This window comes from Streptomyces sp. PA03-3a (assembly GCF_033792735.1).
Classification (GTDB): domain Bacteria; phylum Actinomycetota; class Actinomycetes; order Streptomycetales; family Streptomycetaceae; genus Actinacidiphila.
In genome coordinates, this window is the sequence record NZ_JARAVM010000001.1 from 135,511 (window position 1) to 151,849 (window position 16,339).

Sequence of the window (16,339 nt, forward strand, 5' to 3'; positions counted from 1 at the left end):
GGGACGTCATCGGACGGGCCGGCGGGGCGCCGGCCCGACGACCTCAGCGGTAGAAGCCTCCGTAGAAGCCGGAACCGTAGAAGCCGGGGTAGAAGCCGTAGTAGCCGCCGTAACCGCCATAGCCGCCGTAACCGCCCCAGCCGTAACCGTTCCCCCAGCCCCAGCCGCCGTGTCCGCCACCCCAGCCGCCGTGTCCGCCGCCCCAGCCGCCGCCGTGGTCGACGACGGACTGCGCAGTGGCGGGTGCTGTCTGTGGCGTCGCCGCGCTGGCCGCGGTGGCTCCGGCGAAGGCGAGCAGGGGCGCCACCACAGCGGCGGCGGCGATCCTGCGGATGGTAAGCGTGCGCATGACTCCCCCTTCGGGGATCTGGACTTCGGGTCGCGGTCCGCGCTGTGCCGACCGCCGCCACGCGGGAACGTGAGCGATCCCGGCGCGGATGGGGGTGCGGACGCCTGGGCGCTGACGCACCTCACGGACGTGGAACGCCGGAACAGATGTCTGTAGTTGAAGACGTCCCTATATGAACGGTAGGCGTGTTTTGCACCGCGCGTCAAAGGGATCCGGCAAAAAGTGCATATTGGTACCTTTTGCTCGACCGTGACGGCCCCTCAACCGTGCGTGCCGCGGAGGTTCCGTTGCGTCAGCGATGGCCCAACCATGCTGCGCGGCGCGGTGGTTGAGGCCGCGTGGGAACCCCTCTCCGGCGGAATCCTCTGTGGCGCAGAGGCTGTCGTGACGTATGCGACAAAAGGGGTCATTGATGCGCGTGGGATGCAAAGGAAAATTCCGCCGAAACGCCGGAGCCCGCAAGTCCGCTTCGCCGTCAAGCGCTTGCGTCCCGCGCCGTGCACCGCTGCGTCCATGCCTCGTCACTCCGGGCATCCGTCAGCACGTCACGCGGTCGTCGAGCGTCGGTAACGCTTCGAAAATCGCTGGTCGGCAATTTGTTAACACCATTGACATATCCGCGCTTGCTGCATACGGTCCTGCGTCGAAGCGCTTCGACGCGTCGCATCGAAACCATTCGATGGACGCCTCACTCGTTCGGCCCAGGTGGAGGTCACTTCAATGTTGAAGGTGCGCAGACCGCTGGCTCTCGCAGCAGCTGCCCTTGCGGGCGCCATGCTCATCACTTCGTGCGGAAGCTCGGACAGCGGTGCGGAGGGCGACGGCAAGACGCTGAAGCTCTGGCACTACGAAGCTCCGAACAGTGCCATGGGTATCGCCTGGAACCAGGCGATAGAGGAGTTCAAGAAGTCCCACCCCGGCGTCAAGGTCGAGTTCGAGGCGAAGGGCTTCGAGCAGATCCAGAAGACCGCCTCGATGGTGCTCAACTCCAGCAACGCCCCTGACCTCATGGAGTACAACAAGGGCAACGCCACGGCCGGCCTGCTGGCCAAGCAGGGTCTGCTCACCGACCTCACCCCGCAGGTCACCAAGTACGGCTGGGACAAGCTGCTCAGCCCCAGCGTCACCACCACCAGCCGCTACGACGCCAAGGGCGTCATGGGCTCCGGTAACTGGTACGGCATCCCGAACTTCGGTGAGTACACGATGGTGTACTACAACAAGGACCTCTTCGCGAAGAACGGCGTGAAGGTCCCGACCACCTTCAACGAGTTCGAGCAGGCGCTGGCCGCCTTCAAGGCCAAGGGCGTCACCCCGCTCGCCAACGGCGGCGCCGAGTACCCGGCCCACCAGTACCTGTACCAGCTGGCCCTGACCAAGGCCGACCGCAGCTGGGTCGACTCGTTCGAGCTCTACAAGGGCAAGGCGGACTTCCACGACGCCGCCTGGACGTACGCCGCGAACACCCTGTCGGACTGGGTGAAGAAGGGCTACATCGCCAAGACGACCAGCGGGGCCAAGGCCGAGGACGCCGGCGTCTCCTTCATCAGCGGCAAGTCCCCGATCTTCTTCTCGGGCAGCTGGTGGTACGGCCGCTTCCGTGACGAGAGCAAGTTCCAGTGGGGCTCGTTCCTCTTCCCGGACTCCAAGATGACCCTCGGCTCGGGCGGCAACCTCTGGGTCGTCCCGAAGAACGCCAAGAACAAGCAGCTGGCCTATGACTTCATCGACATCACGATGAAGAAGGGGATCCAGAACACCCTCGGCAACAACGGCGGCGTGCCCGTCGCGGCCGAGCCCTCGGCGATCACCGACCCCAGCTCCAAGGAGCTGATCGAGAACTTCAACAAGGTCTCGGACCAGGACGGTCTCGCCTTCTACCCGGACTGGCCGGTCCCCGGCTTCTACGACGTGCTGGTCTCGGCCACCCAGAAGCTGATCACCGGCAGCGGCACCCCGGACCAGGTCCTGGACGAACTGCAGAAGGCCTATGACGCGGGTGCGCCCACGTCATGAGTGCCCGACCCCTCCGGCTGCGCAATCCCTACGCGCTGTACCTGATCCCGGGTGTCATCGCCTTCCTGGCCGTCGTGATCGTGCCGTTCGTGATGAACATCTACTTCAGCTTCACGCACTGGCAGGGCGTCGGCTCGCCCACCTGGGCGGGACTGGAGAACTACCGGGAGCTGATGAAGGACTCGCGCTTCTGGGAGTCCTTCCGGCACAGCGTCGCCATGGTCCTGGCGATGGCGGTGATCCCCACCGCCGTCGGTCTGGTGGTGGCCGCGGCGCTGTTCGACTTCATCGGCAAGCACTTCGGTTCGAAGCTGGCCAGCGTGCTGCGTGCCTGCTTCTACCTGCCCCAGGTCCTGCCCATCACCGTCGCGGGCATCGTCTGGAGCTGGATCCTGGCCCCCGAGAACGGCTCGCTCAACGAGCTGCTGAAGGCGGTCGGCCTGGGTTCGCTCCAGCAGGACTGGCTGGGTGACCCGAAGTTCGCGCTCTACAGCGTGATGGCCGTCATGGTCTGGGTGCAGCTGGGGTTCCCCGTCGTGATCTTCATGGCGGGACTCCAGCGGGTCGATCCCTCGCTCTACGAGGCGGCCGAGCTGGACGGGACGAACTGGTGGCAGCGTTTCTGGCACGTGACGCTGCCCCAGATCCGCCCCGAGATCTACGTGGTGATGCTGTGGTGCACCATCGCGGCCCTGAAGGTCTTCGGCGCGGTGTACGTCCTCACCAAGGGCGGTCCCGCCGACGCGACCATCGTGCCGTCCTACTTCTCCTTCTCGACCTTCTTCGAGAAGACGGACGTCGGCTACGGCTCGGCGATCGCGACGGTACTCACCCTGATCATCCTGGCGCTGACCACGGTCGGCCTCCGCTTCCAGACCCGATCGGAGGACGCACAGTGAAGGCGCTCAAGCGCTACCCGGTGCTGGTGGCGATGATCCTCGGCGCGATCTTCATGGTGCTGCCGCTCCTGATCGTGCTCATCAACGCGCTGAAGTCGCCCGCCGACTACTCCGCGCACGGCCCGCTCTCCCTGCCCCACGGCATCCACCTGGACGGCCTGACGGACTTCTGGACCCGGGTCAACTTCGGGCACACGCTCGTGAACTCGGTCGTGATCTCGGGTTCGGTCGCCGTGTTCGGCGTGATCCTCTCGGTGCTCAACGCGTATGCGATCGGCATCGGGCGGATCAAGGGCAAGGCGTACTTCCTCGCCTTCTTCGTGCTGGCCAACGTGCTGCCGCAGGAGGCCCTGGTCTACCCGCTGTACTACCTGTCCAAGCAGGTGGGGCTGTACGACACCAGGCTGAGCCTGATCATCGTCTTCAGCGTCGTTCAGGCGGCCTTCGGCACCTACCTCCTCTCCTCCGTGCTCGGGGCCTTCCCGAAGGAGATCATCGAGGCGGCGAGGATCGACGGCGCGAACAGCTGGCAGATCCTGTGGCGGATGGTGGTCCCGGTCAGCCGGCCCACCCTCGGCGTCCTGCTGGTGTTCTTCTTCATCTGGACCTGGAACGAGTTCCTGCTCCCGCTGGTCATGCTGCCGTCGAACGACAACCAGACCGTCTCGGTGGCGCTCGGCGTGCTCCAGGGCCAGCGACTGATGGACGCGACGATGACCAACGCGGCCGGCCTGCTCGGCGCGCTGCCCGCCATCGTCTTCTTCCTCCTCTTCCAGCGGACGCTCACCCGCGGCATCGCCGTCGGCGCAGTGAAGTGACCCGCGCCCGGACCACCGTGTCCGCGGCCCTCCACCCGGGCGGGTGACGTTCGCCCCGTTCCGCCCACGGCTCTGCCTCCCCCCTGCGCGGGCAGGAGGCAGAGCCGGTCCCACCTGCTCCCACACGTACCGAGAACGCCGGTGGCCGCCCACCGGGAAAGGCATCGACCATGAAGTTCACCAACGGGTACTGGCTGCTGCGCGAAGGCGTCACGGCGGCGTATCCGGCCGAGGTCCTCGATGCCGTCCCGGGTCCCGGAACGCTGCGGGTCCATGCGCCCACCCAGCACATCCGGCACCGCGGCGACCTGCTCAAGGGCCCGCTCATCACCGTCGACTGCACCGCGCCGATGCCCGGTGTCATCGGCGTGCGGATCACCCACTTCGAGGGCGACGTCGAGACCGGGCCGCACTTCGAGCTGCACCACGAGCCGCACGAGCCCGTCGTGTCCGTCGACGAGGAGCAGGCCGTCCTCACCTCCGGCGACCTGAGCGTCCGCTTCCGCCTCGACGGCGAGTGGCGGATGGAGTTCCAGGCCGACGGACGCACCCTCACCAGCAGCGACGTGAAGGCCATGGCGCTGATGGAGACCGCCGAGGGCGAACACCACGTCCGCGAGCAGCTCCGGCTGGCGGTCGGCACGTCCGTCTACGGGCTCGGCGAGCGCTTCGGCCCGCTGGTCAAGAACGGCCAGACCGTCGACATCTGGAACGCCGACGGCGGCACGAGCAGCGAGCAGTCCTACAAGAACGTCCCGTTCTACCTGACCGACGCCGGCTACGGCGTCTTCGTCGACGACCCCGGAAAGGTCTCCTTCGAGGTCGCCTCCGAGCAGGTCTCGCGGGTCCAGTTCAGCGCCGAGCGCCAGCAGCTGCAGTACTACGTCATCCACGGCCCCACGCCGAAGGAGATCCTGCGCAAGTACACCGCGCTCACCGGCCGGCCCGCGCTGCCGCCGGCCTGGTCGTTCGGGCTGTGGCTGACCACCTCCTTCACGACCTCCTACGACGAGCAGACCGTCACCGGGTTCGTCGACGGGATGGCCGAGCGCGACCTGCCGCTGTCGGCCTTCCACTTCGACTGCTTCTGGATGCGCGAGTTCAACTGGTGCGACTTCGAGTGGGACCCGCGGGTCTTCCCCGACCCGGAGGGGATGCTGCGCCGCCTGAAGGAGCGCGACCTGCACATCTGCGTGTGGATCAATCCCTACATCGCCCAGCGCTCCCCGCTCTTCGCCGAGGGCAAGGCGGCCGGCTACCTCCTCAAGCGCCCTGACGGCGGCGTCTGGCAGTGGGACCTGTGGCAGCCCGGCATGGCCCTGGTCGACTTCACCAACCCCGACGCCTGCGCCTGGTACGCCTCCAAGCTCGAGGCCCTCCTCGACCAGGGCGTCGACTGCTTCAAGACCGACTTCGGCGAGCGCGTGCCCACCGACGTCGCCTGGTTCGACGGCTCCGACCCGGAGCGCATGCACAACTACTACACGCAGCTCTACAACAAGACCGTGTTCGACGTGCTGCGCAAGCACCGCGGCGAGGGCGAGGCGGTGCTCTTCGCCCGCTCCGCGACGGCCGGCGGCCAGCAGTTCCCCGTGCACTGGGGCGGCGACTGCGAGTCCACGTACGAGTCGATGGCGGAGTCCCTGCGCGGCGGCCTCTCCCTCGGTCTGTCCGGCTTCGGCTACTGGAGCCACGACATCGGCGGCTTCGAGGGTCTGCCCGACGCGGGTCTGTTCAAGCGCTGGACCGCGTTCGGCATGCTCTCCTCGCACAGCCGGCTGCACGGCTCCTCCTCCTACCGGGTGCCGTGGCTGTTCGACGAGGAGGCCGTGGACGTCCTCCGCCACTTCACCAAGCTCAAGCTCGGCCTCATGCCCTACCTCTACGGTGCCGCGCACCAGGCGCACACCGAGGGCATCCCGATGATGCGCGCCATGGTGCTGGAGTTCCCCGACGACCCGGGCTGCGCCTCGCTGGAGCGCCAGTACATGCTCGGCGGCGACCTGCTCGTCGCGCCGGTGTTCTCCGAGGACGGCGAGGTGTCGTACTACGTGCCCGAGGGCACCTGGACGCACTTCACGACCGGAGAGAAGGTCACCGGCCCGCGCTGGGTGCGCGAGACCCACGACTACCTCGGCATCCCGCTGCTGGCCCGGCCCGGTTCGGTGATCCCGGTCGGCTCGGTCGACGACCGTCCCGACTACGTGTGGGCGGACGACGTGACCGTCCGGGTCTTCGAGCCGGCCGACGGCTCGCGCACCACCGTGCGGATCCCGCGCGAGGACGGTACGGCCGCGGCCGAGATCACCGTCGTGCGTGAGGGCTCCACGCTGCGGGCGGAGACCTCCGACGCGTCCCTGCCGTGGGGTGTCGAGGTCGCCGGCGGTCCCTCCGCGCGTGCGGCGGCCGGTACGGCCGTCCTCACCCTGGAGCTCTCCGGCTCCTGAGGGCGGTCCGGCGCAGCACGCAGGCAGGGGAGAGGAGTTGCATGGTCAAGATCACTGACGTCGCGCGGCACGCCAACGTGTCGCCGAGCACCGTCAGCTATGCCCTCAGTGGCAAAAGGCCGATCTCCCCGGAGACCCGGCGGCGCATCGAGGACAGCATCCGTGAACTGGGCTACCGGCCGCACGCCGGGGCCCGGTCCCTGGCCAGCAGCCGGTCACGGGTGATCGGCCTGGTGCTGCCCCTCCGGAAGGGCATCCATGTGCCCGTGGTCATGCAGTTCGCCACCTCCGTGCTGACCGCCGCCCGGGAGCACGACCACGATGTCCTCCTCCTCACGCAGAACGAGGGGGAGGAGGGCATCAACCGGGTCGCCCAGAGCGCGATGGCGGACGCCTTCATCATCATGGACGTCGAGACGGACGACCGGCGGCTGCCCTTGCTGCGCGTTCTGGACCGGCCGTCCGTGCTCATCGGCTTCCCCTCGGACACCGCCGGGCTGACCTGTGTCGACCTGGACTTCGCGGGTGCCGGCGAGGCGTGCGTCGAGCACCTCGCCGCGCTCGGCCACCGCACCGTGGCCCTCGTCGGCTCGCCCCCGGAGGTCTACGTCCGCGGCACCGGCTTCGCCCGCCGGGTCGCCGCGGGGTTCACGGCCGCCGCCGACCGCCTCGGCCTGCGTTCGTCCGTCCACCCCTGCCCCGAGACGCCGGCGGCCGCGCGGGCCATGGCCGAGCAACTGCTGCGCGAGCAGCCGGGGCTCACCGGGGTCGTGGTCCACAACGAGCCGATCACCCAGCCCCTGATCTCGGCGTTCCAGGCCATGGGACTGCGCGTCCCGGAGGACCTCTCGGTCACCGCGATCTGCCCGGACGAGACCGCCGAGCAGGCACCGGTGCCCATCACGTCGGTCTCGATCCCCTCCGTCGAGATCGGCACCCGCGCGGTGGAGCTCTTGATGGCCAAGCTCGCCGGCCGCGACGACGTCCCGGAGACGACCGTGCTCTCCGCGGTCCTGACCCCCCGGGCCACCACCGCCCCGCCCGTGGTCGCGGCGCCCTGACCCGCTCCACACGGCGTCACTCGGTGCGCAGCCCGTCCGGGCGCATCATGCGGACCAGGGCGGGGAGGCTGAGCGCGGTCACCAGCAGGACGACGGCCGCGCTGACGCCGGTCATGGCGGCCACGTCGGCCCAGTCGACGGTGACGCTCGCGCCGACCATGCGGAGCAGCACCGCGCCCAGGGTCAGCCCCACCGCGCACGCGAGGGCGAGGCCGAGCCCGACGGGGAGGGCGGTCTGCCAGAGCACCGACAGGCTGAGGGTGCTGCGCCGGGTGCCGAAGGCCACCAGGGTCGACAGCAGTCTCCGGCGCTCACGCAACTGCTCCAGCTGGGAGACGAGCAGACTCGCGCCGATCAGCAGCAGGACGCAGCAGCTGCCGACGAACACGCCGGTGCGGATCGAGGAGTAGCGCGCGGACCGGGTGTGGGTGGCGTACTCGTGGGCGTCGGCCAGCGGGTCGACCGCCGCCGCCGTGTTGCGAACGATCTCGGGCGCGTCGGGGACCGAGCGGTTCAGTGAGACGTAGACCCGCCCCGTGACCGCCCGGGCGGCGGCCGCGGGGAGGGCCGCGGGGGTGACGAGGACGCCGCCGCGCTCGTAGCCGCTGGGATCGGCGCGGGTGCGGGCCTTCTTCAGGCCGGGCGGCAGGCGCCAGGCGACTGCGAGTCCCGCCGAGTCGGCGTACCCGGGGTCCACGTACATCACGCGCCCGGGTTTCGCCGCGCGGACGGTGTCCTCGTCGTACGACCGGTCCTGGACGACGAAGACGTCGCCGTCGCGGCAGGCGGAGAACCTGGCGACCTCGCGCAGCGCGTCGCACGTGCCCACGGTCAGTTCGAGGTACCGCTCGGGCTCCCGGGTGCGTTCGCCGAGTGCCCCCACGGACAGCGGGGTCGCCCGGGAGACGGCGTCGCCGGCGGTGAGCCGCCGGGCGGCGTCGGCGGGGGAGTCGCCCGCCGGGAGGTGCACCTCCATCTGGGCCCGGGAGAGGTCGTTGCCGGTATCGCGGGTGTACGAGCCTTCGACGCCCGCGAAGAGCATGTGGAGCGCGATCGCCCCGGCGACGGCGACGGCGATGCCGTTCACGGTGCGGGCCGCGGTGCCGCTGTTCAGCTGGAGCCTGCGGACCGCGAGCTGCCAGGAGGGCGCACCGGTGCCGAGACGGCCGACGGCCGCCTCGACGATCCACGGCAGCAGCGCCGTGACGCCCATCAGCAGCAGGACGGTGCCGCCGACCACCAGCCCCTGGTTGAAGTTCCCGCGGTTCAGGCCCTGTCCGACCATCGGGGACAGGAGGGCGATCCCGCCCAGCGGCAGCAGGAGCCGCCACCACAGGCGGCGGCGCGGCGGCCTCGTCGTGCGCACGACACCGAGCGGCTCGATGACCACGCCGCGCAGCGCCAGCAGGGTCACGGCCACCGAGGCGGCCGGGACGGCGACGGCGACCAGGGCGGTGAGCACGGGTGCGGGCGTGAGGTCGCCCGGGAAGACGCTGACGCGATAGAGGCTGACCCGGCCCGCGAGGACGCGGCCGGCCGCGAAGAGCACGGCACCGACGGCGAGTCCGCACAGGGCGCCGGCGAGGGCCTCGCCGGCGGCGACGCGTCGCGTGGCCGCCGCGTCCGCGCCGAGCAGGCGCAGCGCGGCGAGCCTGCGGTCGCGGCGGTCCCCGCCGAATCGGACCGCGGCGGCGATGAACACGCCGACCGGCATGAGCAGCGCCACGAAGACGATGAGCACGAGCAGCACGAGGACGGGGTCGGTCGTGCCGCCCCGGTCGACGGAGCCGAAGGCGTGGATGCGTTCGACGCGGACGGTCCGCTCGGCCGCGGCGCCGACGGCAAGCCCCGAGGTGCCCGCGTAGTAGGCGAGGTCGTCCGGTCCGACGAGCCCGTCCCGGCCGATGGTGCCGGTGATGCGGTACGGCAGCCGCTCGCTCAGCAGCCTTCCCTCCGGCGCGGCGAGCAGCCGCCGCAGGGCGGGGGAGGCCACCATCGTCCCGCGCCCGGGCAGCCTGCCGACGCCCGGCGGCAGCGGCGGCCGCGGTCCCTCCGGCTGCAGCAGGCGGCCCCGCACCTCCTGGTCGCGGTAGGTGGTGTCGACCGTGGCGATCAGCATGGTGTCCTCGGCCCGGTGCTCGGCGAGCGAGGTGTACGTCATGTCGTTGCGGGCGCGTTCCCGGTCGTGACGCTGCGTCAGCGCGTTCGGCAGGGCGGCCGTGAGCAGCAGCAGGGCCACCCCCAGGCCGACGCCGACGGCGGTCAGGAGGTTACGCACCCAGGCCTCGCGCCCGCCGGTGACAGCGAACCGGACGCCCATCGCCAGGTCCTGGATCCCGCTCCGGCGGATGCCGCCGGGGGAGTCGCCGGGCCTCATGCCGCGCGTGCCGTGTCGCGGGCCTTCCCGTCGCGTACGACCACCTCGCGGTCGGAGTACGCGGCCACCCTGGCTTCGTGGGTGACCAGGACGACCGCGGCGTCGGTGTCGCGGGCGGCGTCGGTGAGCAACCGCATCACGCGTTCGCCGTTGAGGGAGTCCAGCGCGCCGGTGGGTTCGTCGGCGAACAGCACACGGGGGGCGGTGACCAGAGCGCGTGCGACGGCGACCCGCTGCCCCTGTCCTCCGGAGATCGCCCCGGGGCGTTGCGCCGCGACGTCGTCGACCTCCAGCCGGCGCAGCCATTCCAGGGCGGTGCGCGCGGCCTCCTTGCGGGAGGTGCCGTTCAGCCGCAGCGGGAGCGCCACGTTCTCCGCGCAGGTGAGCTCGGGGACGAGCTGCCCGAACTGGAAGACGAAGCCGAAATCGCTCCGGCGCAGCGCGCTGCGCCGGGCGTCGTTCATCGCGGACAGCTCGTCCCCGCGGTAGGTGATGGTGCCGGAGTCGGGGACGACGATTCCGGCGAGGCAGTGCAGCAGGGTGGACTTGCCGGAGCCGGAGGGGCCCATCACGGCGACGACCTCACCGGCGCGTATGGAGAAGCCGGCCCCGTCCAGCGCGGGTGTCGAGCCGTAGCTCTTGCACAGGCCGTCGGCGACGAGCAGGGGCTCGGCGGCCGTCATGCGCTCAGCTCCCGGGCGAGCCTGTCCAGGCGCGCCGCGGTCAACTCCAGCCACCGCAGGTCTGCTTCCAGGTGGAACAGGGCGTGGTCGCAGATCAACTGGTCGGCCAGGTCCCCGGTGCGCTTGCGTTCCGTCAGGTCGCGCATCAGCCGCAGGTGCTCGGCGCGCTGCACGTCGAGGATGTCGGCTGCGTCGCGTCGGGTGAGCAGCGCGAGGACGACCTTGGTGTAGAGCGTGGACTGCAGGTACGGCTCGGGCTTCTCCGGGGTCGCGAGCCACCGCGCGACATCGGTGACGCCCGCCTCGGTGATCGCGTACCGCTTGCGCTCGGGCCCCTCGCCGGGCTCTATCGCCTCCACCTCGACCAGTCCGTGCTTCAGCAGCCGCGACATCGTGGAGTAGACCTGCCCGTAGTGCAGAGGGCGGTCGTGGCCGAATCGCTCGTCGAAGGCCCGCTTGAGGTCGTAGCCGTGACGCGGTCCGGATTCGAGGAGGCCGAGGAGGGTGTGACCGATGGACATGCGCGTCAATATACACATGACGTATACACCTCATGTTGACGCGGTTCACGGGGTGCCGGCGGGGGAGCACCCCCGATATGAATAACATGTATACCCCATGTGTATAGTCGCGGTCATGCGATTCATCCGGCCTCGACGCCCCCTGCCCGCCCGACATGACGCCTCCCCCGCCCGGACCGTCCGCAGATGGGCGGCGCTCCCGGTGGCCGGGCTGGCGATCGCGCTCGCCCTCACCGGGTGCACCCGCGTCGAGACCACCTCCCCCGACACCGTGCGGCAGGAGGCCGGCAAGACCGGCAAGGGCGACTTCGGCAGCGTCGACTGCCGGGAGGCCAAGTGCATCGCGCTCACCTTCGACGCGGGACCGAGCAAGAACACCGCGCGGCTGCTCGACGTCCTCAAGGACAAGCAGGTGCCCGCGACCTTCTTCCTGCTCGGCAAGAACCACGTCGAGCGCTACCCGGACATGGTCAAGCGCATGGTGGCCGAGGGGCACGAGGTGGCCAGCCACACCTGGTCGCACAAGATCCTCACGGAGATCGACCCCAAGGAGATACGTGAGGAGCTGAGCCGCCCCGACGACGCGATAGAGCGGATAACGGGCCGCCGTCCCACCCTCATGCGCCCGCCGCAGGGACGCACCAACGACACCGTCCAGGGGATCGCACGCGAGATGGGCCTCTCCGAGGTGCTGTGGAGCGTCACCGCCAAGGACTACGAGACCAACGACCCCGACGTGATCACCAAGCGTGTCCTGGATCAGGCCGACCGCGACGGCATCATCCTGCTCCACGACGTCGTCCCCGGCCCTGACGCCAAGGGCTACCGGGGCACCCTGCGGGCCGTGCCCGGGATCATCGACGCGCTCAAGCAGCGGGGCTTCACCTTCGTCACCGTTCCGCAGCTGCTCGCGCCGGGCACCCCGCAGCCCGGGACCGTCTACCGCCCCTGACCGGATCCGAGGGGCATGCGGCCGGAAGGACGTGGCCGCGACGCCGCCGCCTGGGCCACCGTGGGTGACGGGAGCCGGACCGCGTGGCGGGAGTGAGAGATGAGCGACACCCACCCTTCCGGGGCCGCCGACCTTCCGGCCGGCCCGGCGCGGGCCGGCGGACGGGGTGCGCGCCCCGACGGGATCCCGTCCGGGCGTCACGACGCCGCAGACGTCTGGCTGGTCGGGCTGCGCCATCGCGCCGGTTCGGGGGTGCTCGTCCACCACTACTACGTGGTGGCCGGGACGGTCGGCGGCGTCGACGCGCTGCGCCGCGCCCGCTGGTGGGCGGCGCAACCCGCGGAGCGCCGGCTGCGCGGCGACGCGGCGGTCGACGGGACCTGGGCGGAGGTGCGCCGGCTGATAGGGGACGCCCTCGGCCGGTTCCGCCTCGCCGCACGGGCGGGCTGACCGCGGTGCCGCCCCTCACCCGCCGGTCCCCGGCCCCGGGCCCACCAGCAGCAGGGCGATGTCGTCCCGGCCGCCCGAGGTCCGCTGTGCCTCCCGCAGGAGTTCGTCGGCCAGATCGTCCAGTGACCCGGCGGTTGCGGCGGAGAGCCGTCCGGCGAGTTCCCGCAGCGCCGTCTCCAGATCGGTGCCCGGGCGTTCGATCAGACCGTCGGTGAACAGGGTGAGCACGCTTCCCGGCGGCATCGGCACCTCCGCCGCCCGGTACTCCGCGGCGACGTCCACCCCGAGCAGGAGGCCCGGCGGGACGTCGAGGACCTCGGTACGGCCCGAGCGGTGGCGCAGCAGCGCGGGCAGGTGGCCGGCGCTCGCCAGCAGCGCGCGGTGCCCGGGCACGTCGAGCTGGGCGTACAGGCAGCTGGTGAACAGGTCCGTGTCGAGATCGCTGAACAGGCGGTTGATCCGGGTGAGCACGTCGGCCGGGGCCGCGCCGGTGCTGGCGTGGGTGTGCACCGCCGTGCGGATCTGGCCCATCAGTGCCGCCGCGTTGACGCTGTGCCCCTGGACGTCGCCGATGACCGCGGCGGCGGCCCCGGAGCCGTCCAGACGTATCAGGTCGTAGAAGTCGCCGCCGATGTCCATGCCGCTGGCGGCCGGGAGGTAGCGCGCGGCGACGCGCAGTCCGGGTACGTGCGGCAGGGAGTGCGGCAGCAGCGCGGTCTGGAGGGTGCGCGCGACCTGGCTCTTGGTGTCGAAGAGCCGGGCGCGTTCCAGTGCCTGGGCGATCATGCCGGCCAGCGAGGTCAGGGCGGCGCGTTCGTCGGGCGGGAAGGCGCGGGGGAGCGCGAAGGCCAGGACGAGGCAGCCGATCGTGCGGCCCGAGGCGTTCAGCGGGAGAAACGCCCAGGCGCCCATCCGCGTGTAGGGGGTGACGAGGGGGAAGGCCAGCCGTATCGCGTCGGCGTCGCTGAAGAACATCGGCACACCCGTGGCGACGGTGCGCGAGCCCGCCGTGTCGACCGTCAGCGACAGACCCCGGAAGAAGTCCTTGTGGGTCCGCGGGAAGCCGCGGGAGGCGACGTCCTGGAACCGTCCCTCGTCCGTGGTCAGCAGTGACAGGCCGTCCGCCCCGAGGACGGGCATGATCTGCTCGGTGACGGACGCCGCCACGTCCCGGACGCCGACCGCCTCGGTGAGCGACGAGGCGATGTACAGCAGGTGGTACAGCGCGCCCGCGCGGGTCGGCGCGGTCCCGGAGGGAGTGGTGGGCGGAAGCCGGTTGCCCGCCGGGGCGGGGGCGGTCCGCAGGCGGATGCTGATCCCGGTGGTGTCGGGGTAGAGCCGGAAGGACAGCCAGTCGTCCGGGGGGCGCAGCGCGGTGAAGTCCGTGGGGAGCCGGCTGAACAGGGCGGCCAGGTAGGGGTCTTCGTAGGCGGGGTCGATCAGCCAGGGCAGGGACTCCCAGAGGCGGGTGTGCATCAGCTGCCGCTTGTCGCGGCCGAGCAGCTCGGCGGCCCTGCTGTTGAGGAAGGTCACCCGCCCCTCCAGATCCAGCGCGAGCACGCCCTCGTTCAAGCGCTCCGCCAGGTCCGCCGCCGCCTGGGCCTCGGCGGACGGCACGGGAGGCGGGGGGTCCGGCGCGAGCACCCGGGGCACGGCGCCCGGCCGCAACGGCCGCCCCCGGGCCGCGGCCTGGGTCAGCAGCCCGCCCATCCGGTCCGCGGCGCGGGTGACCGCGGCCCGTTCGTCCGGGGAGAGCCGGTCGGGACGGGTGTCGGGCCACAGCAGTTGCAGCACGCCCGACACCGTGGTGCCGGTGTGGAGCGGGACGACGTACATTGCCAACCGGTACGGCAGGGCGAAGGCCGTGCGCGGGAACCGGCGGGCGAGTTCGTCGTGGCCGTGCACCCAGACCGGATGCCCTTCGCGCGCCACGACGGAGACGGGGGCCGGGGTCGCGAGCGCCAGCCGGGACCACGGCCGCACCGCGCCCGCCGACAGCCCCGTCACCACCGCCAGTCGCAGCGCCTGGGCGTCCGGCACGAGCAGGAACACCCCGGCGGCGTGGGACCCGGTGATTCCCGCCACTTCCGCCAGAACGCGGTCGAGTGCGGCCTCCTCTTGCGGCGCGGCGCCCGGCGCCGCGCTTGCGCCCATCACCCACCGGCCCCGCGCGGTGCCCAACGGGCCGTTCGCCGCCGGGGAACGCCGTTTCGGCGCGGCCGGGGCGCTCCCATATGTGGACGATAGACCCCGCCGACAGGTGCGGGCATCTCGGCCGGGGCCGGATCCGGGCCGGAGCCGGTGGAGAGACACTGGTTTAAACTTGAAACCACCCGAATCCGAGGAGACCCCCGTATGCAGTCGGCCGCACTGGACGTACCCGTGATCGTCACGCCCGCGGACGCACCCCCGGACACCCCCACCGACGCGTCGTCGCGGCCCGCGCACGCCGCGGCCGGGAACGGCGGGGGCCCCCGGCGTGCGACGCGCATCGGGCTGATGTCGGTCTCCCTCGGCACGGCCGGCCTGGGCGGACTCTGGCAGTCCGCAGCGGCGACGGTGGACGCGCCCCTCGGCGTCAGCGACGTCCTGTTCGTGGTCAGCGCCCTGGTGTGGGTGGTGCTGCTGGCGCAGTACCTGCGGCACGGCGGGACGCGTTGGCGCAATGTGGTCGACGACCTCCACCACCCCGGTCAGGGCTTCGCGCTCGCCTACGTCCCTATCGTCGGCATGCTGGCCACCGGTCACTTCGCCCGCTTCGGTGTCGACGGCGCCCGCTGGTCCTACGCGCTGTTCGCGCTCGCCTCGGCCGTCATCGCGGCCCGGCTGCTCGCCCACTGGGTGAGCGGCGGCCTGGGCGCCGCCCCGCTCCACCCCGGCTACCTGCTGCCGGTGGTCTCCGGACCCTTCATCGCCAGCACCACCGCCACCGCGGTCCGGCTCCCCGACGCGGCGGCCGCCGCCTTCGCGGTCGGCGTCCTGTACTGGCTCGCCTTCGGCACCGTCGTCCTGGGCCGCCTCGTCGCCGGCGGCCTGCCCGGACCCGCCCGCCCCACGCTGACCGTCCTGACGATCCCGCCCGCCGTGGGCGGCCTCGCCTGGACCGCCGCCCACGGCGGCCGGGTCGACCCCGTCGGCCAGGGTTTCGCCGGGCTGGTGCTCTTCACCGTCCTGATCGTGCTGTTCCTCGTGCCGCACGTGCGCCAGGACGGGTTCCACGTCGGCTACTGGGTCTTCTCCTTCCCCGCGGCCGCCACGGGCAACTTCCTCGTCCGCTGGCTGCACGGCGCCGGCGTCCCGGGCCGGCAGGGCCTGACCTGGCTGGTGGTCGCCCTGGTCAGCGGCGCGTTCCTCGTCCTGTACGCGGCGACCGTGCGGTACGCCGTCCGCGCCGCCGGCCGGCACCGGGCCGTCGCGGCGGAGGGGTAGCAACGGCGGCCGGCCCGCGGCAGGGTCAGGTGAAGGGCACCTGGCTGTCGAGGAAGCGGGCGACGTGGGCGCAGAAGAGCCGCGGGTACCGGAAGAGCGCCCCGTGGCCCGCGCCCGGGGAGACGACGAGCTGTGCGTGCGGGACGTGCTGCGCCAGATCCACGAGTTGACCGTCGGGACCATGATGTCGTTCCGGCCGTTCACGACGAGCGTGGGCCGGGTGATCTGCCGCAACTCGGTGAACCGTTCGCCCCGCGCGGTGTTCCAGTCGGCCCGCAGCGCCTGCTGTGCCCGGACGCTCTCCGGCCCCGACTCGGCGTCGGCGTCCGCGGTCCGC

The 16,339-nt window shown here is 71.4% G+C and carries 14 protein-coding genes; 8 read left to right on the forward strand and 6 right to left on the reverse strand.

Translation table 11 applies throughout. The annotated features are described in order from the left end of the window. Positions 1-43: 43 nt before the first annotated feature. The gene (locus PV342_RS00565; RefSeq protein WP_018563757.1) at positions 44-349 is read right to left on the reverse strand and encodes a hypothetical protein; all 306 of its coding nucleotides are present in this window, start codon (positions 347-349) and stop codon (positions 44-46) included. A gap of 720 nt (positions 350-1,069) precedes the next feature. Between PV342_RS00565 and PV342_RS00570 the strand changes: the two genes are divergently transcribed. The 5 genes from PV342_RS00570 (at position 1,070) to PV342_RS00590 (ending at position 7,590) form a co-directional block, all read left to right on the forward strand. Beyond that, entirely contained in the window at positions 1,070-2,365 is a 1,296-nt protein-coding gene (locus PV342_RS00570) for an ABC transporter substrate-binding protein (RefSeq protein ID WP_500315543.1), read from the forward strand. After that, a complete protein-coding gene (locus PV342_RS00575) occupies positions 2,362-3,264 on the forward strand; it encodes a carbohydrate ABC transporter permease (protein ID WP_018563759.1) in 903 nt (300 codons plus the stop codon). Before PV342_RS00570 ends, PV342_RS00575 begins: the two co-directional genes overlap by 4 nt. A 32-nt stretch (positions 3,265-3,296) precedes the next feature. Then, a complete protein-coding gene (locus tag PV342_RS00580; RefSeq protein WP_051102267.1) occupies positions 3,297-4,082 on the forward strand; it encodes a carbohydrate ABC transporter permease in 786 nt (261 codons plus the stop codon). A 170-nt stretch (positions 4,083-4,252) separates the two neighbouring features. Further along, the gene (yicI, locus tag PV342_RS00585; RefSeq protein ID WP_400797221.1) at positions 4,253-6,529 is read left to right on the forward strand and encodes an alpha-xylosidase; all 2,277 of its coding nucleotides are present in this window, start codon (positions 4,253-4,255) and stop codon (positions 6,527-6,529) included. Between the two features lie 41 nt (positions 6,530-6,570). Next, positions 6,571-7,590 (forward strand): LacI family DNA-binding transcriptional regulator, encoded by a 1,020-nt coding sequence (locus PV342_RS00590; protein ID WP_386993896.1) that lies wholly within the window; start codon positions 6,571-6,573, stop codon positions 7,588-7,590. Positions 7,591-7,606: 16 nt separating this feature from the next. On the opposite strand, the gene PV342_RS00595 is transcribed toward PV342_RS00590, so the two are convergent. The 3 genes from PV342_RS00595 to PV342_RS00605 are packed head-to-tail and all read right to left on the reverse strand — an operon-like array spanning position 7,607 to position 11,171. Then, the gene (locus tag PV342_RS00595; RefSeq protein ID WP_500315544.1) at positions 7,607-9,967 is read right to left on the reverse strand and encodes an ABC transporter permease; all 2,361 of its coding nucleotides are present in this window, start codon (positions 9,965-9,967) and stop codon (positions 7,607-7,609) included. Continuing rightward, positions 9,964-10,650, reverse strand: coding sequence for an ABC transporter ATP-binding protein (locus PV342_RS00600; RefSeq protein ID WP_360999526.1), 687 nt, complete (start codon positions 10,648-10,650; stop codon positions 9,964-9,966). Before PV342_RS00600 ends, PV342_RS00595 begins: the two co-directional genes overlap by 4 nt. Then, positions 10,647-11,171 carry a PadR family transcriptional regulator gene (locus PV342_RS00605; protein WP_360999523.1) on the reverse strand — a complete coding sequence of 175 codons (525 nt, stop codon included), beginning with the start codon at positions 11,169-11,171 and terminating at the stop codon, positions 10,647-10,649. Before PV342_RS00605 ends, PV342_RS00600 begins: the two co-directional genes overlap by 4 nt. Positions 11,172-11,286: 115 nt before the next feature. Between PV342_RS00605 and PV342_RS00610 the strand changes: the two genes are divergently transcribed. Both PV342_RS00610 and PV342_RS00615 read left to right on the forward strand, forming a co-directional pair. After that, positions 11,287-12,123, forward strand: a complete 837-nt coding sequence (locus tag PV342_RS00610; protein ID WP_386993890.1) for a polysaccharide deacetylase family protein — start codon at positions 11,287-11,289, stop codon at positions 12,121-12,123. A 99-nt stretch (positions 12,124-12,222) separates the two neighbouring features. Further along, entirely contained in the window at positions 12,223-12,573 is a 351-nt protein-coding gene (locus tag PV342_RS00615) for a hypothetical protein (protein ID WP_386993888.1), read from the forward strand. 15 nt (positions 12,574-12,588) lie between these two features. On the opposite strand, the gene PV342_RS00620 is transcribed toward PV342_RS00615, so the two are convergent. Further along, positions 12,589-14,727 (reverse strand): SpoIIE family protein phosphatase, encoded by a 2,139-nt coding sequence (locus PV342_RS00620; RefSeq protein WP_400797211.1) that lies wholly within the window; start codon positions 14,725-14,727, stop codon positions 12,589-12,591. 201 nt (positions 14,728-14,928) lie between these two features. On the opposite strand from PV342_RS00620, the gene PV342_RS00625 reads away from it, so the two are divergent. Further along, positions 14,929-16,002: a TDT family transporter gene (locus PV342_RS00625; RefSeq protein ID WP_500315545.1), complete on the forward strand. Its 1,074-nt coding sequence runs from the start codon at positions 14,929-14,931 to the stop codon at positions 16,000-16,002. 25 nt (positions 16,003-16,027) lie between these two features. Here the strand turns inward: PV342_RS00625 and PV342_RS00630 are convergent, their stop codons facing one another. Continuing rightward, positions 16,028-16,165, reverse strand: a complete 138-nt coding sequence (locus PV342_RS00630) for an alpha/beta fold hydrolase (RefSeq protein ID WP_400797205.1) — start codon at positions 16,163-16,165, stop codon at positions 16,028-16,030. Between the last annotated feature and the right edge of the window lie 174 nt (positions 16,166-16,339).

Bases quoted from the DNA above. Each gene is read 5' to 3' on its own strand.
- PV342_RS00575 (WP_018563759.1), top strand. From the start codon at position 2,362: ATGAGTGCCCGACCCCTCCGGCTGCGCAATCCCTACGCGCTGTACCTG.
- PV342_RS00625 (WP_500315545.1), top strand. From the start codon at position 14,929: ATGCAGTCGGCCGCACTGGACGTACCCGTGATCGTCACGCCCGCGGAC.
- PV342_RS00615 (WP_386993888.1), top strand. From the start codon at position 12,223: ATGAGCGACACCCACCCTTCCGGGGCCGCCGACCTTCCGGCCGGCCCG.
- yicI (WP_400797221.1), top strand. From the start codon at position 4,253: ATGAAGTTCACCAACGGGTACTGGCTGCTGCGCGAAGGCGTCACGGCG.
- PV342_RS00600 (WP_360999526.1), bottom strand. From the start codon at position 10,650: ATGACGGCCGCCGAGCCCCTGCTCGTCGCCGACGGCCTGTGCAAGAGC.
- PV342_RS00590 (WP_386993896.1), top strand. From the start codon at position 6,571: ATGGTCAAGATCACTGACGTCGCGCGGCACGCCAACGTGTCGCCGAGC.
- PV342_RS00610 (WP_386993890.1), top strand. From the start codon at position 11,287: ATGCGATTCATCCGGCCTCGACGCCCCCTGCCCGCCCGACATGACGCC.
- PV342_RS00565 (WP_018563757.1), bottom strand. From the start codon at position 349: ATGCGCACGCTTACCATCCGCAGGATCGCCGCCGCCGCTGTGGTGGCG.
- PV342_RS00605 (WP_360999523.1), bottom strand. From the start codon at position 11,171: ATGTCCATCGGTCACACCCTCCTCGGCCTCCTCGAATCCGGACCGCGT.
- PV342_RS00620 (WP_400797211.1), bottom strand. From the start codon at position 14,727: ATGGGCGCAAGCGCGGCGCCGGGCGCCGCGCCGCAAGAGGAGGCCGCA.
- PV342_RS00580 (WP_051102267.1), top strand. From the start codon at position 3,297: ATGATCCTCGGCGCGATCTTCATGGTGCTGCCGCTCCTGATCGTGCTC.
- PV342_RS00570 (WP_500315543.1), top strand. From the start codon at position 1,070: ATGTTGAAGGTGCGCAGACCGCTGGCTCTCGCAGCAGCTGCCCTTGCG.
- PV342_RS00595 (WP_500315544.1), bottom strand. From the start codon at position 9,967: ATGAGGCCCGGCGACTCCCCCGGCGGCATCCGCCGGAGCGGGATCCAG.